This window comes from Cupriavidus necator N-1 (genome assembly GCF_000219215.1).
GTDB lineage: Bacteria > Pseudomonadota > Gammaproteobacteria > Burkholderiales > Burkholderiaceae > Cupriavidus > Cupriavidus necator.
The window spans coordinates 296,819-310,185 of the sequence record NC_015726.1 but is presented as its reverse complement, the minus strand read 5'-3'; the positions used below and the strand labels follow the sequence as shown (position 1 = coordinate 310,185).

12 protein-coding genes are annotated in these 13,367 nt (G+C 67.9%); 6 read left to right on the top strand and 6 right to left on the bottom strand.

Translation table 11 applies throughout. From position 1 onward, the window contains the following. The first annotated feature begins 8 nt into the window (after positions 1-8). The 6 genes from CNE_RS01535 (at position 9) to CNE_RS01510 (ending at position 6,452) form a co-directional block, all read left to right on the top strand. A complete protein-coding gene (locus CNE_RS01535; RefSeq protein ID WP_041227706.1) occupies positions 9-1,334 on the top strand; it encodes a sigma-54-dependent transcriptional regulator in 1,326 nt (441 codons plus the stop codon). A 238-nt stretch (positions 1,335-1,572) separates the two neighbouring features. Then, entirely contained in the window at positions 1,573-2,700 is a 1,128-nt protein-coding gene (locus CNE_RS01530; RefSeq protein WP_013955394.1) for an NAD(P)/FAD-dependent oxidoreductase, read from the top strand. A 9-nt stretch (positions 2,701-2,709) separates the two neighbouring features. Beyond that, positions 2,710-3,402, top strand: coding sequence for a two-component system response regulator CreB (gene creB, locus CNE_RS01525; RefSeq protein WP_013955393.1), 693 nt, complete (start codon positions 2,710-2,712; stop codon positions 3,400-3,402). A gap of 9 nt (positions 3,403-3,411) precedes the next feature. After that, positions 3,412-4,848 (top strand): two-component system sensor histidine kinase CreC, encoded by a 1,437-nt coding sequence (gene creC, locus CNE_RS01520; protein WP_013955392.1) that lies wholly within the window; start codon positions 3,412-3,414, stop codon positions 4,846-4,848. A 125-nt stretch (positions 4,849-4,973) separates the two neighbouring features. Further along, positions 4,974-5,951 carry an NAD(P)H-dependent flavin oxidoreductase gene (locus CNE_RS01515; RefSeq protein WP_013955391.1) on the top strand — a complete coding sequence of 326 codons (978 nt, stop codon included), beginning with the start codon at positions 4,974-4,976 and terminating at the stop codon, positions 5,949-5,951. 132 nt (positions 5,952-6,083) lie between these two features. Continuing rightward, entirely contained in the window at positions 6,084-6,452 is a 369-nt protein-coding gene (locus tag CNE_RS01510; RefSeq protein WP_013955390.1) for a YbaN family protein, read from the top strand. A gap of 131 nt (positions 6,453-6,583) precedes the next feature. Here CNE_RS01510 and CNE_RS01505 read toward each other — a convergent pair whose 3' ends face one another. From CNE_RS01505 to CNE_RS01480, 6 genes are all read right to left on the bottom strand, one after another. Further along, a complete protein-coding gene (locus CNE_RS01505; RefSeq protein ID WP_013955389.1) occupies positions 6,584-7,834 on the bottom strand; it encodes a phenylacetate--CoA ligase family protein in 1,251 nt (416 codons plus the stop codon). 92 nt (positions 7,835-7,926) lie between these two features. Then, positions 7,927-8,745 (bottom strand): ABC transporter ATP-binding protein, encoded by an 819-nt coding sequence (locus CNE_RS01500; protein ID WP_010814873.1) that lies wholly within the window; start codon positions 8,743-8,745, stop codon positions 7,927-7,929. A 193-nt stretch (positions 8,746-8,938) separates the two neighbouring features. Then, on the bottom strand, positions 8,939-10,276 hold the full coding sequence (locus CNE_RS01495; RefSeq protein ID WP_013955388.1) for an ABC transporter substrate-binding protein: 1,338 nt from the start codon (positions 10,274-10,276) through the stop codon (positions 8,939-8,941). A 91-nt stretch (positions 10,277-10,367) separates the two neighbouring features. Continuing rightward, a complete protein-coding gene (locus tag CNE_RS01490; protein ID WP_013955387.1) occupies positions 10,368-11,444 on the bottom strand; it encodes a branched-chain amino acid ABC transporter permease in 1,077 nt (358 codons plus the stop codon). Positions 11,445-11,468: 24 nt separating this feature from the next. Then, the gene (locus CNE_RS01485; RefSeq protein ID WP_013955386.1) at positions 11,469-12,383 is read right to left on the bottom strand and encodes a branched-chain amino acid ABC transporter permease; all 915 of its coding nucleotides are present in this window, start codon (positions 12,381-12,383) and stop codon (positions 11,469-11,471) included. A gap of 11 nt (positions 12,384-12,394) precedes the next feature. Then, on the bottom strand, positions 12,395-13,357 hold the full coding sequence (locus CNE_RS01480; RefSeq protein WP_013955385.1) for an ABC transporter ATP-binding protein: 963 nt from the start codon (positions 13,355-13,357) through the stop codon (positions 12,395-12,397). Positions 13,358-13,367: the final 10 nt, after the last annotated feature.

The following is a 13,367-nucleotide window of genomic DNA, read 5'->3' as shown; positions in this document are numbered from 1 at the left end:
GTATTGCCATGCAAGACGGTCTGCGTGTCCTGTTTGTCGAAGACGAGCCGCTGGTGCGTCAGGCCACCGCGCAGAGCCTGGAGCTGGCCGGCTTCGCGGTGCTGGCGCTGCCCTCCGCCGAGGCCGCGATCCCGCACCTGCACGGCGCCTTTGCCGGCGTGGTGGTGACCGACGTGCGCCTGCCCGGCGCCAGCGGCCTGGACCTGCTGCAGCACTGCCGCAACGCCGCGCCGGGCGTGCCGGTGATCCTGGTGACCGGCCATGGCGACATCACCATGGCCGTGCAGGCCATGCGCGAAGGCGCCTACGACTTTATCGAAAAACCCTTCGGTGCCGACCGCCTCACCGACACCGTGCGCCGCGCGCTGGAACGCCGCGCGCTGGAACTGGAAAACCAGGCGCTGCGCCGCGAACTGGCCGGCCCTGCGGCGGGCACGCGTATCATCGGCCGCTCGCCCGCGATCGGGCAGGTGCGCGCGCTGGTGGCCAATGTCGCGCCCACCGACGTGCCGGTGATGATCAACGGCGAGACCGGTACCGGCAAGGAACTGGTGGCGCGCAGCCTGCATGCGCTGTCCGGCCGTGCCGAAGGCCCGTTTATCGCGCTGAATTGCGGCGCGGTGCCCGAGGCCATCTTCGAGAGCGAGATGTTCGGCCACGAGGCCGGCGCCTTCACCGGCGCCGGCAAGCGCCGCATCGGCAAGCTCGAACATGCCTCGGGCGGCACGCTCTTCCTCGACGAGATCGAGAGCATGCCGCTGGCGCTGCAGGTCAAGCTGCTGCGGGTGCTGCAGGAAGGCTCGCTGGAGCGGCTGGGGTCGAATGCCTCGGTGAAGATCGATGTGCGCATCGTCGCCGCGGCCAAGGGCGACATGGATGCGCTGGTGGCGCAGGGCAGCTTCCGTGAGGACCTGTACTACCGGCTGAACGTGGTCACCATTGCGCTGCCGCCGTTGCGCGAACGGCGCGAGGACATCGTGCCGCTGTTCGAGCATTTCTCGCTGGTGTCTGCGGTGCGCTACCAGCGGCCGGCGCCGATCCTGTCCGAGGCGCAACGCCAGGCACTGGCCCAGCGGCCCTGGCCTGGCAATGTGCGCGAGCTGCGCAATGCCGCGGATCGGATGGTGCTGGGCGTGCCGGAGGGCGGGCAGGCAGGTGCGCAGGCCGCGGGCCCCGATGAAGCCGCGCCGCTGCGCGAGCGGATGGAGCACTTCGAGCGCGCCGTGATTGCAGATGCACTGGCGCGCACCGGTGGTGCGGTCAGCCAGGCGGCAGACTTGCTGCAAGTCGGCAAGGCTACGCTCTATGACAAGATCAAGCGCTACGGGCTGTGATGTCACGCTGCCTTCATTCCGCTGCCACGGGGCCGTCACATTGGCGGACTATCCTTCGGTGGCGGTTGTGGCATTGGCAGGTGCCCGCCGTGTGTATCAATCTTCGTGGTAATTGATGGCCCCGCGTATGCGGGGCGTTTTTTTGGGTGATTCACCCCGCCCCGCCACTTCACACTGCCCACACACTCCCCTCACCCCCGCTGGCCAGACTGGAGCCCTTCCATCTCCGGGAACTGCCATGCCCTCTTTCGACTACGACATCGTCATCGCCGGCGCCAGCTTTGCCGGCGCAGCCTGCGCCCTGGCCGCGGCACGCGCGGGCCTGCGCGTGCTGGTGCTGGAACGCAAGACCGATCCGGGCGACAAGCTCCACACCACCGGCATCCTGGTCAAGGAAGCCATCGAGCAAACCTGGCTGGGCCGCGCGCCGGCCGACTGCGTGCACCGGGTGGAGCAGGTGCGGCTGTACTCGCCCAAGCTGCGCAGCATCGACCTGAGCGCGCCGGGCTATTACTTCCACACTACGGATACGCCGCGGTTGATGCGCTGGCTGGCCGCCGAACTGGTGTGCCACCGGGTCGAACTGCGCCTGGGCCAGGCGTTTGTGGGCGCGGTGCCGCGCCACGGCGGATGGCATGTGACCGGCGTGGGCAATACGCGCTATCTGGTGGGAGCGGACGGCGCGAAGTCGCGCGTGGCACAGTGTGCCGGGCTGGGGCGCGTGCACAGCTTCCTGTATGGCGTGGAATACGAGTTCCCGGGACTGGCGCTGCCCGAGCCCGGCGCGCTGCACTGCTTTATCACCCGGCGCTTCGCGCCCGGCTATATCGGCTGGATCGCGCAGAACCCCACCGGCGTGCAGGCCGGCCTGGCGCTGCGCTACCTGCCGCGTCACGGCCGCGCGCCGGACCTGGACGGGCTGCTGGCGCATGTGCGCGAGCGCGCCGGGCTGCCGCAGCTGGCGCAGCCTGCGGCGACGCGCGCGGGCCTGATCCCGTGCGGCGGCCCGGTCTTCCCGCTGGCGCGCGACGGCGTGATCCTGACGGGGGATGCCGCCGGCATCGTCTCGCCGGTCACCGCCGGCGGCATCCACTATGCCTTTGCCCATGGCGAGTCGGTCGGCCAGGCCGTGGCCGCGCACCTGCTGCGCGGCGGCCCGGCGCCGGAAGCCGTCGCCACCGCCAGCGCGCCGCGCTTTCGCGCCAAACGTGCGCTGCGCTGGATGTTCGACCGCTTCCAATGCGACTGGCCCTTTGACCTGATGATGTACTCGCCGCCGCTGCGCTGGGCGGCGGAGCAGATCTATTTCCACAAGCGCCAGGGCGACGAACCCGCGCCGCCGGCCCGCACGGCGGCCAGCGCCTAACCGGCTAGAATGCCGGGCATGGAACAACCGCGGATCCTGGTGGTGGAAGACGAGCAGGCCATCGCCGACACCATCCTCTATGCCCTGCGCACCGACGGCATGCTGGCCGAGCACTGCACGCTCGGCGGCGCCGCGCTCGAGCGCATGCGCGCCGGCGCGGCCGACTTGGTGATCCTCGACGTGGGCCTGCCGGACCTGAGCGGCTTCGAGGTCTGCCGCACGCTGCGCACCTTCAGCAATGCGCCGGTGGTCTTCCTGACTGCGCGCCATGAAGAGATCGACCGCATCGTCGGGCTGGAGATTGGCGCCGACGACTATGTGGTCAAGCCCTTCTCGCCGCGCGAACTGGCCGCGCGCGTGCGCGCCATCCTGCGCCGGGCGCGCGGCGGCAGCACAGCGAAGGGCGACGAGGTCGCCGGCTTCACCCACGATAAGGACGGCGCTCGCCTGGCCTACCGCGGCCGCTGGCTGGAGCTGACCCGCTACGAGTACCTGCTGCTGGCCTGGCTGGTGGCGCATCCGGGCCGTATCTATTCGCGAGCGCAGCTGATGGAGGGCGTCTGGGAAGACGCGCTCGACACCAGCGACCGCACCGTCGACACCCATATCAAGACCCTGCGCGCCAAGCTGCGGGAGGCCTCGCCAGACGGCGCCGATCGCATCCGCACCCATCGCGGCATGGGCTATTCGCTGGAACCGTGAGCGCACGCCATGCATATCGGCCTGCGCATCTTCTTCGGTTTCTTCCTGATCGTGGGACTGGCCACGGTGCTGACGCTGCGCGTGTTCGTGCAGGAGGTCAAGCCCGGCGTGCGCCAGGCCATGGAAGACACGCTGATCGACACCGCGCACGTGCTGGCGGCGCTTGCCGCCGACGACATGAAGGCCGGCCGCATTGCCGACGGCGAATTCGCGCGGCACATGGCGGCGCTGCGCGACCTGCCGGTGGACGCCGATGTGTCGGGCCTGCACAAGGACAGCATCGGCTACCGCATCTACGTGACCGATGCCAGGGGCATCGTGCGCTTTGACTCCACCGGCACTGACGTGGGCCGCGACTATTCGCGCTGGAACGATGTCTACCTGACGCTGCGCGGCAAGTACGGCGCGCGCAGCACGCGCACCGACCCCGACGACGAGGCCAGCACCGTGATGCACGTGGCCGCGCCAATACGCGACGGGGACGGCGAGCGCATCATCGGGGTGCTGACCGTGGCCAAGCCCAATGCGGCGATGGCGCCCTTTATCGAGCGCAGCCAGCGCAAGATCCTGCTCTACGGCGGCCTGCTGATCGGCGCCGCTTGCGTGATCGGGCTGGCCTGCACGCTGTGGCTGGCGCATGGACTAAGCCGGCTGCGCGGGTACGCGCGCGCGGTGGCGGCCGGCGAGCGCGCCGAGATGCCGCTGCGCGGCGGCAGCGAGCTGGCCGAGCTGGGCCGCGCGGTGCAGGGCATGCGCGAGCGGCTGGAAGACAAGCAGTATGTCGAGCACTACATCCACACGCTGACCCATGAGATGAAAAGCCCGCTGGCCGCGATCGGCGGTGCCGCCGAGCTGCTGCAGGAAGAGATGCCGGCGGCGGACCGCCAGCGCTTCGTCGCCAATATCCGTGCGCAATCCGGACGGCTTGAAACCATGATCCGCAAGCTGCTGGCGCTGGCCGACGTGGAGCAGCGCCAGCGCCTGGAAGTGCGCGAGCCGGTGCGGCTGGCCCCGCTGCTGGCGCAACTGGGCAGCGAGCTGGAGCCGCGCGCGCGCCAGCGCGGCGTGACGCTGCGGCTGGCCGCCGACGCCAGCCCGGACCTGGTCGCCGGCGATCCGTTCCTGCTGCGCCAGGCCATCGCAAACCTGCTGGAGAACGCCATCGACTTCGCCCCGCCGGACAGCGAAGTCACGGTGCGGCTGGAGCGCCGCGGCGGCGCGCTGGCCATCGCCGTCGCCGACCAGGGCCCGGGCATCCCCGACTACGCCCTGCCGCGCGTGTTCGAGCGCTTCTATTCGCTGCCGCGCCCGCACGGTGCGGACAAGAGCACCGGCCTGGGCCTGTGCTTTGCACGCGAGGTGGCAACGTTGCATCATGGCGATGTCACGCTGGCCAACCGCCCCGGCGGCGGCGCGCTGGCGGAACTGACCCTTCCGGCAGCATAGTTCCACGAGGTGACCGAACCGGCATAGACTGGGGCTTCTAACGTGATCGCGCTGAAACTCCCTATAATCGAACGACCGTTCATTTAGGGCGCCCGCGAGGCCCGCCCAGTAGTTCAGGAGACACCATGCCCGCCGCCAAGCAACTGCCCCAGGCCCTGCAGAACCTGGCCCTGCCCGTCATCGCCTCGCCCATGTTCATCGTCAGCTACCCGGAGCTGGTGCTGGCGCAGTGCAAGGCCGGCATCGTCGGCTCGTTCCCGGCGCTCAATGCGCGCCCGGCGGAGCTGCTCGACGAGTGGCTCACCCAGATCGAAGGCGAGCTGGCCACCTTCAAGGCCGCCAACCCGGGCGCGCAGGTGGGCCCGGTCGCGGTCAACCAGATCGTGCATACCTCGAACGCGCGGCTGGAACACGACGTGAAGGTGTGCGTGGACCACAAGGTGCCAATCTTCATCACCTCGCTGCGCGCCCCGGTCAAGGAAATGATCGACGCGGTGCATAGCTACGGCGGCATCGTGCTGCACGACGTGATCAGCCTGCGCCATGCCGAGAAGGCGATCGAGGCCGGCGTCGACGGCCTGATCCTGGTGGCGGCCGGCGCCGGCGGCCATGCCGGCATGCTGTCGCCGTTCGCGCTGGTGGGCGAGGTGCGCAAGATCTTCGACGGCCCGATCGCGCTGTCGGGTTCGATCGCCACCGGCGAGGCGGTGCTGGCCGCGCAGGCCATGGGCGCGGACTTTGCCTACGTGGGCACGCGCTTTATCGCCTCGCAGGAGGCCCACGCGGCAGAGACGTACAAGCAGTCGATCACCAGTTCGGCCGCCGCCGATATCATCTATACCAACCTGTTCACCGGCGTGCACGGCAATTACATCCGCGAAAGCATCAGCAACGTGGGGCTGGATCCGGACAACCTGCCGGTGGCCGACAAAAGCAAGATGGACTTCTCCAGCGGCGCCTCCAAGGCCAAGGCGTGGAAGGACGTGTGGGGCGCCGGCCAGGGCGTGGGCCAGATCCACGACATCCCCACCGCCGGCGAAATCGTCGTGCGCATGAAAGCGGAGTACGATGCCGCCAAGGCGCGCCTGGGTATCGCGCACTAAACTCCAGTCACCACCGGGCCGCTGTTGCGGCCCTTGCTCCATCCATTGCCTGGTCCTAGCCCCGCCACCCCGCCCGATTCCGCTCCAGACGCCGTCGCCACACTGAGCCGCCGGCAGCAGGCGCTGCGCGCCATGTGGGTGGTGCTGGGTGCGGCTTTCCTGCTGCTGGGGGTGATCGGCATCTTCCTGCCGGTGCTGCCAACCACGCCATTCGTGCTGCTGGCCGCGGCATGCTTCGCGCGGGGGTCCCAGCGCTTCCATGAGTGGCTGCTAGGGCATCCGCGCTTCGGGCCGCTGGTCAGCGACTGGCAGCGCTATCGCAGCATTCCCTTGCGGGCCAAATGCCTGGCGTTGTCGATGATGTGGGCGTCGATGGGGACGACCGCGTGGCTGCTGCGGGCGCGGCCGATTGCTTCGGCGGCGCTGCTGGCTTGTGCGGTGGGGGTGAGTGTGTGGATGGTCAGGCTGCCGACGCGGCCGGTGGAGGGGGGGAAGTCTTGAAAGCGCGGGCGTACTAAGGCGCGTCACTCCACGCACCGGCCGTCTCCCCCAGCCCTCTCCCGCCTGCGGGAGAGGGCTGGGGGAGACGGCCGGGGTATCAACGAAGTCGATCCTGCCAGCCGCCACCCAACTCAATCGTAGCTGCGCGCATCCTCGATCAGCTTCCCATCCTGCGGCAACGACCCCGCCGCCACGAAGGCCACTTCACCGCGCAGCCGCATCACCTCGCGCAGCGATTCCGCCACCGCACGCTGCAAGTCACCATCCTCGCGCGTAGCCTCGCAGCGCAGCGTCATTACGTCCGCGCCAGGGTCGCCAGTCACCACCAGCCGCGCCACGCGAATCTCCGGATGCCGCCGCAGCACGTCCGCCACCTGCCCCGGATGCACGAACATGCCCTTGACCTTGGTGGCCTGGTCGGCACGGCCCAGCCAGCCCTTGAGCCGGATATTGGTGCGCCCGCACGGGCTGGGCCGTTGCGACGACTCCGCCACGATGGCCGACAGGTCGCCGGTGCCGAAGCGGATCAGCGGGTAGTCGCCGTTGCCCAGCACCGTCACCACCACCTCGCCGGTCTCGCCCTCGGGCATCGGCCGGGAACCGCCGGGCTCGACGATCTCTACCAGCACGCCCTCGTCCACCACCCAGCCGTCGCCGCCCTCGGTCTCATAGGCAATCAGGCCGACGTCCGCGGTGCCATACATCTGCTGCACGCGCACGCCGCGCGCCTGGAACCAGGCCCGCAGCGACGGCGGCAACGCCTCGCCCGAGACCAGCGCCTTGGCCAGGCTGGTGCAGGGCGTGCCCAGTTCGTCGCCGCGCTCCAGCAGCAGCTTCAGGAACGACGGCGTGCCGGCGTAGGCCGTGGGCTGCAGGCTGGCCAGCGCCTGCACCTGCGAATCGGTCTGGCCGACACCGGCCGGGAACACGCAGCAGCCCAGCCGGTGCGCGCCGGTCTCCATCATCATGCCGGCCGGGGTGAAGTGGTAGGAGAAGGTGTTGTAGACCAGCTCGCCGGCGCGGAAGCCCGCCGCATGCATGGCGCGGGCCACGCGCCACCAGTCGGCGTCGTGGCCGTCGGGTTCGTGGATCGGGCCGGGCGACTGGAACACATGGCGCAACTTGCCCAGCGGGGTCGCGTTCAGGCCACCCAGCGGCGGCAGCAAGCGCTGGCGCGCGGTCAGGTCCGACTTGCGCGTGACCGGCAGCGCCGCCAGCGCCGCGCGCGAGGTCAGCAGCCGCGGATCGACCCCGCTCAGCATCTCGGCAAAGTAAGGGGCGTTGTCGCGCGCATGGGCCACCTGGCGTGCCAGGGCGGCAAGGAGCGCCTGCTCGCGGACTTCCGGCGCGCGGGTTTCGAGCGAATCGAAGTGTTCTGGCATGGTGCTGTGCGTCAGGGAATGGGATGCGGCATGCCGTCGCGCCACAGGCGCGTGGTGGCAATGCCGGATAAATTGGGTCGGCTTACGTCGGCTCAGGCCAGCCAGCGCTTCCTGCGCCGGTAGCTCTTCACATCGCGGAACGACTTGCGCCCGGCACCGTCGTCCGCATCGTTGGCGGCCACGCCCAGGTAGAACTCCTTGACATCCTCGTTGGTGCGCAGCGATTCGGCGTCGCCGTCCATCACCACGCGGCCGTTTTCCAGGATGTAGCCGTAGTCGGCATAGCGCAGCGCCACCATGGTGTTCTGCTCGGCCAGCAGGAAGCTGACGTTCTCGCGCGAATTCAGGCCGCGCACGATCTCGAAGATCTCCTCGACGATCTGCGGCGCCAGCCCCATCGAAGGCTCGTCCAGCAGGATCATCGCCGGCTTGGCCATCATGGCCCGGCCGATCGCGCACATCTGCTGCTCGCCGCCAGAGGTGTAGCCGGCCTGCGACTTGCGGCGCGTCTTCAGCCGCGGGAAGTACTCGTAGATCTTTTCCAGCTCGTCGCGCGTCTGGCCGCGCGACAGGCCGCGCGTGTAGGCGCCGGTGAGCAGGTTCTCTTCGATGGTCAGGTGCGCGAAGCAGTGGCGCCCCTCCATCACCTGGATCACGCCGCGGCGCACCAGGTCGTTGGGCGTGAGCTGGTCGACGCGGTCGCCGCGATATTCGATCGAGCCCTTGGTGACATCGCCGCGCTCGGCCTGCAGCAGGTTGGAGATGGCCTTGAGCGTGGTGGTCTTGCCCGCGCCGTTGGCGCCGAGCAGCGCCACGATCTTGCCTTCCGGCACTTCGAGCGAGACGCCTTTGAGCACCAGGATCACGTGATCGTAGATGACTTCGATATTGTTGACGGACAGAAGGCTCATGGTGCGGCTCGTGTTGGTGTTGCGGTTTCCAGCTTGCCTATTGGGTACTCCCTCTCCCTCTGGGAGAAGGTTGGGGTGAGGGCGGGCGCTGCCACGAAGTGAACGCGCTCGCTATTGCCAGCGCCGGCCCTCACCCCCGCCCCTCTCCCGCAAGCGGGAGAGGGGAGAACCCAGTCGGGATTCGGGCGGCCTCTCAAGACTTCGAACAAGCCGGAGTAATCCCCTTCTCCTTCGCGTACTGCGCCGCCGTGGCCTTGAACAGCGGGTGGATCAGGCTCTTGTTGCCCTCGATCCAGTCCGACACCACCACCCACTTGGTGCCATCCCACTGCTGGATCTTGACCTTGCCCGAACCCTCGTGGTTGTCGCAGCTGGTCTTGATCTCGGGCAGCAGGCCGGTGGCGCCGAGTTGCTGCAGGCGCGCGTTGGTCAGGTTCAGGTTCTCGAAGGCCCAGCGCATCTGCTCGCCGGTCATGGGCTTGCCCTTGCCGAACTTGGCCTGTGCCACGCGCACCGCTTCCACCGTCACCACCGCCGCCGACACGCCGCGGTTGTACAGCACCGAACCCACCTTGTTCTTGTCCTGCATATTGCCCTTGCCGGCACCGTAGACCACCTTGTCGATATCGGCGATCAGCGGCACGTTGCGGCCCGCCACGTTCCAGGTGGCGCTCATGTAGCCCTTGGACGCATCACCCGCCGGCACCGTGTCTTCTTCCGAGCCGGCCCACCACGAGCCGATTATCTTGTCGCGCGCAAAGCCCACCTTCTGCGCGGCCTTCAGCGCGGTCTGGTTCATCACGCCCCAGCCCCAGAAGATCACGTAGTCGGGGTTCTCCTGGCGGATCTTCAGCCACTGCGCGCCCTGCTCGTTGCCCGGGTGCGCCACCGGGATCTCCACCAGGTTGAACTTGCCCAGCTTGGCCTCGGCCTGCAGCGCCACGATCGGCTCCTTGCCATAGGCCGAGTCGTGGTACAGGTAGACGATCTTCTTGCCGGCCAGCGAGCCGCCGTTCTTCGAGGCCAGGTACTTGACGATGGCCGAGACCTGCATCTGGTACGTGGTCACCAGCGGGAACGCGTACGGGAACACCGAGCCATCCACCGCGTCGGTGCGGCCGTAGCCCATCATCACCAGCGGCACCTTGTCGGCGGCGGTCTTGTCGACCAGCGCGTACGAAATGCCGGTGGACATGGCGTGGTAGGCGGTGCCCTTGGTGGTGGCGTTCTTGGACTTCAGGCGTTCATAGCACTCCACGCCCTTGGCGTTGTTGTACTCGGTCTCGCACTCTTCCCACGACAGCTTGACGCCGTTGACGCCGCCTTCCTTCAGGTTGACGTAGTTGAGGTAGTCGATGAAACCGCCATACCAGGACTGCCCGTTGGCGCCATACGGCCCCACGCGGTAGCTTGGCAGCGCCACGAACTGCTCGTTGCTCTGCGCCATGGCCGGCGCCGCCGGCGCCAGCAGTGCCGCCGCGGCGCTGACCACCAGGGCGGCGCGTTGCACATTGCGAATCAGGTTGGTCATGACAGTCTCCATCGCCCTCAAGGGAGCGTTTCGTTATGCGTAAGCTTCAGAACTTCACACAGGAACTGCGGTAACACAGGCACCCCTCCCGTCAATGAGGGAACGGCCACAGCCTCAGCTTTTCCTTGGCGATCTGCCACAGCCGGGCCAGCCCGTGCGGCTCCACGATCAGGAAGAAGATGATCAGCCCGCCGAACACCATCAGCTGGATGTGCGACACGGTGGCATTGGTGAACGGCAGGTGCAGCAGCGCGGCCAGCGGCGGCAGCACGTTGTCCAGGAAGATCGGCAGCAGCAGGATGAAGGCCGCGCCCAGGAACGAGCCCAGGATGCTGCCCACGCCGCCGATGATGATCATGAACAGCACGCGGAACGACAGGTCCAGCGAGAAGCCGTCGGGCTCGACCGAGCCCAGGTAGCAGAACGCATACAGCGCGCCGGCCACGCCGCAGTAGAACGAGCTGACCGCGAACGCGAGCAGCTTGGTGCGCATCAGCGGGATGCCGATCACCTCGGCCGCCACGTCCATGTCGCGCACCGACATCCACGCGCGCCCGGTGGCCGAGCGCACCAGGTTCTTGGCGGCCAGCGCCAGCACCGTGACGATGGCCAGCACGAACAGGTACTTCTTCAGCGGGGTGTCGATGGCGACGCCGAACAGGTCCAGCCGCTGCGCCGTGATCACGCCCGACGAGCTGTTGTTGGAGAACCAGGGGAACTTGGTCAGCGCCCACACCACGAAGAACTGCGCCGCCAGCGTCGCCACGGCGAGGTAGAAGCCCTTGATGCGCAGCGACGGCAGGCCGAAGGCCACCCCCACCAGCGCCGCCGACAGCCCGGCCAGCAGGAATGACAGCAGCACCGGGATGCCTTCGATGCGCAGCTGGAAGTTGTAGGCCGCGTAGGCGCCCACGGCCATGAAGGCTGCGGTGCCGAGCGACAGCTGGCCGGCATAGCCGGTCAGGATATTCAGGCCCAGCGCCGCCAGCGAGAAAATCAGGAATGGGATCAGGATGGCCGAGAACCAGTACTCCGACCCGACGAACGGGATCGCCACGAAGGCCACGGCCATCAGCACGGCAAAGCCGATGCGGTCCTGGCGGATGGGGAAGATCTGGCTGTCGGCGACGTAGCTGGTCTTGAATTGGCCGGCTTCACGATAAAACATGGTAAGTCTCCTGTGCGAAGTCGGTCAGACGCGATCGATGTGTTTCTCGCCGAACAGCCCTTCGGGGCGGACCAGCAGGAACAGCAGGGCGAACACATACGGGAACCACCCTTCGATGCCGCCGAAGTTGCCCCCGAACATCGACTGGAACACCGGCGGGATATAGATCTCGGCCAGCTTCTCCGAGGCGCCGATGATCAGCCCGCCGACGATGGCGCCCGGCACCGAGGTGAAGCCGCCCAGGATCAGCACCGGCAGCGCCTTGAGCGCGGTCAGCGTGAGCGCGAACTGCACGCCATTGCGCGAGCCCCACAGCATGCCGGCCACCAGTGCAACGAAGCCTGCCACGCCCCAGACGATGGCCCAGATGTTCTGCAGCGGGATGCCCAGCGACAGCGCCGCCTGGTGGTCGTCGGCCACCGCGCGCAGCGCGCGGCCGACCTTGGTGTACTGGAAGAACAGCGCCAGCGATCCCACCAGGACGCCGGCGATGGCCGCCGCCGCGATGTCGAACTTGGACAGCACGATATTGAAGTTGGTCAGGATCGATTCGATCGGCTCGTCGACGATGCCCAGGTTGATCGGGCGCACTTCATTGCCGAACAGCAGCGGCCCCAGGCCTTCGAGGAAGAATGACAGCCCGATGGTCGCCATGAACAGCGTGATCGGCGGCTGGTTGACCAGCTTGCGCAGCACGAAGCGCTCGGTGCTCATGCCGACCAGGATCATCACCACGAAGGCGCCGATCACCGCGGCCCACATCGGCAGGCCCTTGTCCATCAGCCCCACCACCGCCAGCGCGGCGAAGTACACCATCGCGCCCTGCGCGAAGTTGAACACGCCTGAGGCCTTGTAGATCAGCACGAAGCCCAGCGCCACCAGCGAGTACATCAGGCCCGAGAGCAAGCCGCCGATCAGGATTTCAAAGAAGAACGTCATGGTTCAGAGCCTCAGTGCGAAGTGCCCAGGTACGCCTTGATCACGTCAGGGTTGCCCTTGACCTCGTCCGGCGTGCCGTCGCCGATCTTCTTGCCGTAGTCGAGCACCACCACGCGGTCGGAGATATCCATCACCACGCCCATGTCGTGCTCGATCAGCACGATGGTGGTGCCGAACTGCCGGTTCACATCCAGGATGAAGCGGCACATGTCCTGCTTCTCTTCCACGTTCATGCCGGCCATGGGCTCGTCCAGCAGCAGCATCGAGGGCTCGGCCGCGAGCGCGCGCGCCAGCTCCACGCGCTTCTGCAGGCCATACGGCAAGCGCCCCACCGGGGTCTTGCGGATCGACTGGATCTCGAGGAAGTCGATCACTTCCTCGACCTTCTGGCGATGGCGCATCTCTTCGTTGCGCGCCGGGCCCCACCACAGCGCGTGGGCGAAGAGCCCGGTGCGGAACTGCGTGTTGCGCCCGGTCATGATGTTGTCCAGCACCGTCATGCCCTTGAACAGCGCGATGTTCTGGAAGGTGCGCGCAATGCCCTGGCGCGCCGCGGCGGTCGGGTGCATCTGCTTGCGCTCCTCGCCGCGGAACACGATGCGTCCCTGCTGCGGGTGGTAGACGCCGTTGATCACGTTGAGCATCGAGCTCTTGCCGGCGCCGTTGGGGCCGATGATGGCGCGCACCTCGTGCTCGCACACATCGAACGAGATATCGGTCAGCGCCTTGACCCCGCCGAACGACAGCGAGATATGCTGCAGGTCCAGGATCACCTCGCCGCCGGTGCGCGCCTGCTCGCCGGTGCGCTGTGCGCGCTGCGTGCCGGGATGCGCGCCGCTGTCATCCGCCAGACCCGCGGGAGACATCGGGCCTGCCGGGGCGATCGCGCCGCCGCTGCCCGTGCCGCTGGCATCCGTGCGTGCCGTCCCCGCCCATTCGCGCTGCCCCGCGCCTTGCCAGGCTACTTGCGTCATCTTGCTGCCC

What these genes read in the sequence shown, in the direction of transcription:
- CNE_RS01535 (WP_041227706.1), top strand. Translation starts at nt 9, where the DNA reads ATGCAAGACGGTCTGCGTGTCCTGTTTGTCGAAGACGAGCCGCTGGTG.
- CNE_RS01530 (WP_013955394.1), top strand. Translation starts at nt 1,573, where the DNA reads ATGCCCTCTTTCGACTACGACATCGTCATCGCCGGCGCCAGCTTTGCC.
- creB (WP_013955393.1), top strand. Translation starts at nt 2,710, where the DNA reads ATGCCGGGCATGGAACAACCGCGGATCCTGGTGGTGGAAGACGAGCAG.
- creC (WP_013955392.1), top strand. Translation starts at nt 3,412, where the DNA reads ATGCATATCGGCCTGCGCATCTTCTTCGGTTTCTTCCTGATCGTGGGA.
- CNE_RS01515 (WP_013955391.1), top strand. Translation starts at nt 4,974, where the DNA reads ATGCCCGCCGCCAAGCAACTGCCCCAGGCCCTGCAGAACCTGGCCCTG.
- CNE_RS01510 (WP_013955390.1), top strand. Translation starts at nt 6,084, where the DNA reads ATGTGGGTGGTGCTGGGTGCGGCTTTCCTGCTGCTGGGGGTGATCGGC.
- CNE_RS01505 (WP_013955389.1), bottom strand. Translation starts at nt 7,834, where the DNA reads ATGCCAGAACACTTCGATTCGCTCGAAACCCGCGCGCCGGAAGTCCGC.
- CNE_RS01500 (WP_010814873.1), bottom strand. Translation starts at nt 8,745, where the DNA reads ATGAGCCTTCTGTCCGTCAACAATATCGAAGTCATCTACGATCACGTG.
- CNE_RS01495 (WP_013955388.1), bottom strand. Translation starts at nt 10,276, where the DNA reads ATGACCAACCTGATTCGCAATGTGCAACGCGCCGCCCTGGTGGTCAGC.
- CNE_RS01490 (WP_013955387.1), bottom strand. Translation starts at nt 11,444, where the DNA reads ATGTTTTATCGTGAAGCCGGCCAATTCAAGACCAGCTACGTCGCCGAC.
- CNE_RS01485 (WP_013955386.1), bottom strand. Translation starts at nt 12,383, where the DNA reads ATGACGTTCTTCTTTGAAATCCTGATCGGCGGCTTGCTCTCGGGCCTG.
- CNE_RS01480 (WP_013955385.1), bottom strand. Translation starts at nt 13,357, where the DNA reads ATGACGCAAGTAGCCTGGCAAGGCGCGGGGCAGCGCGAATGGGCGGGG.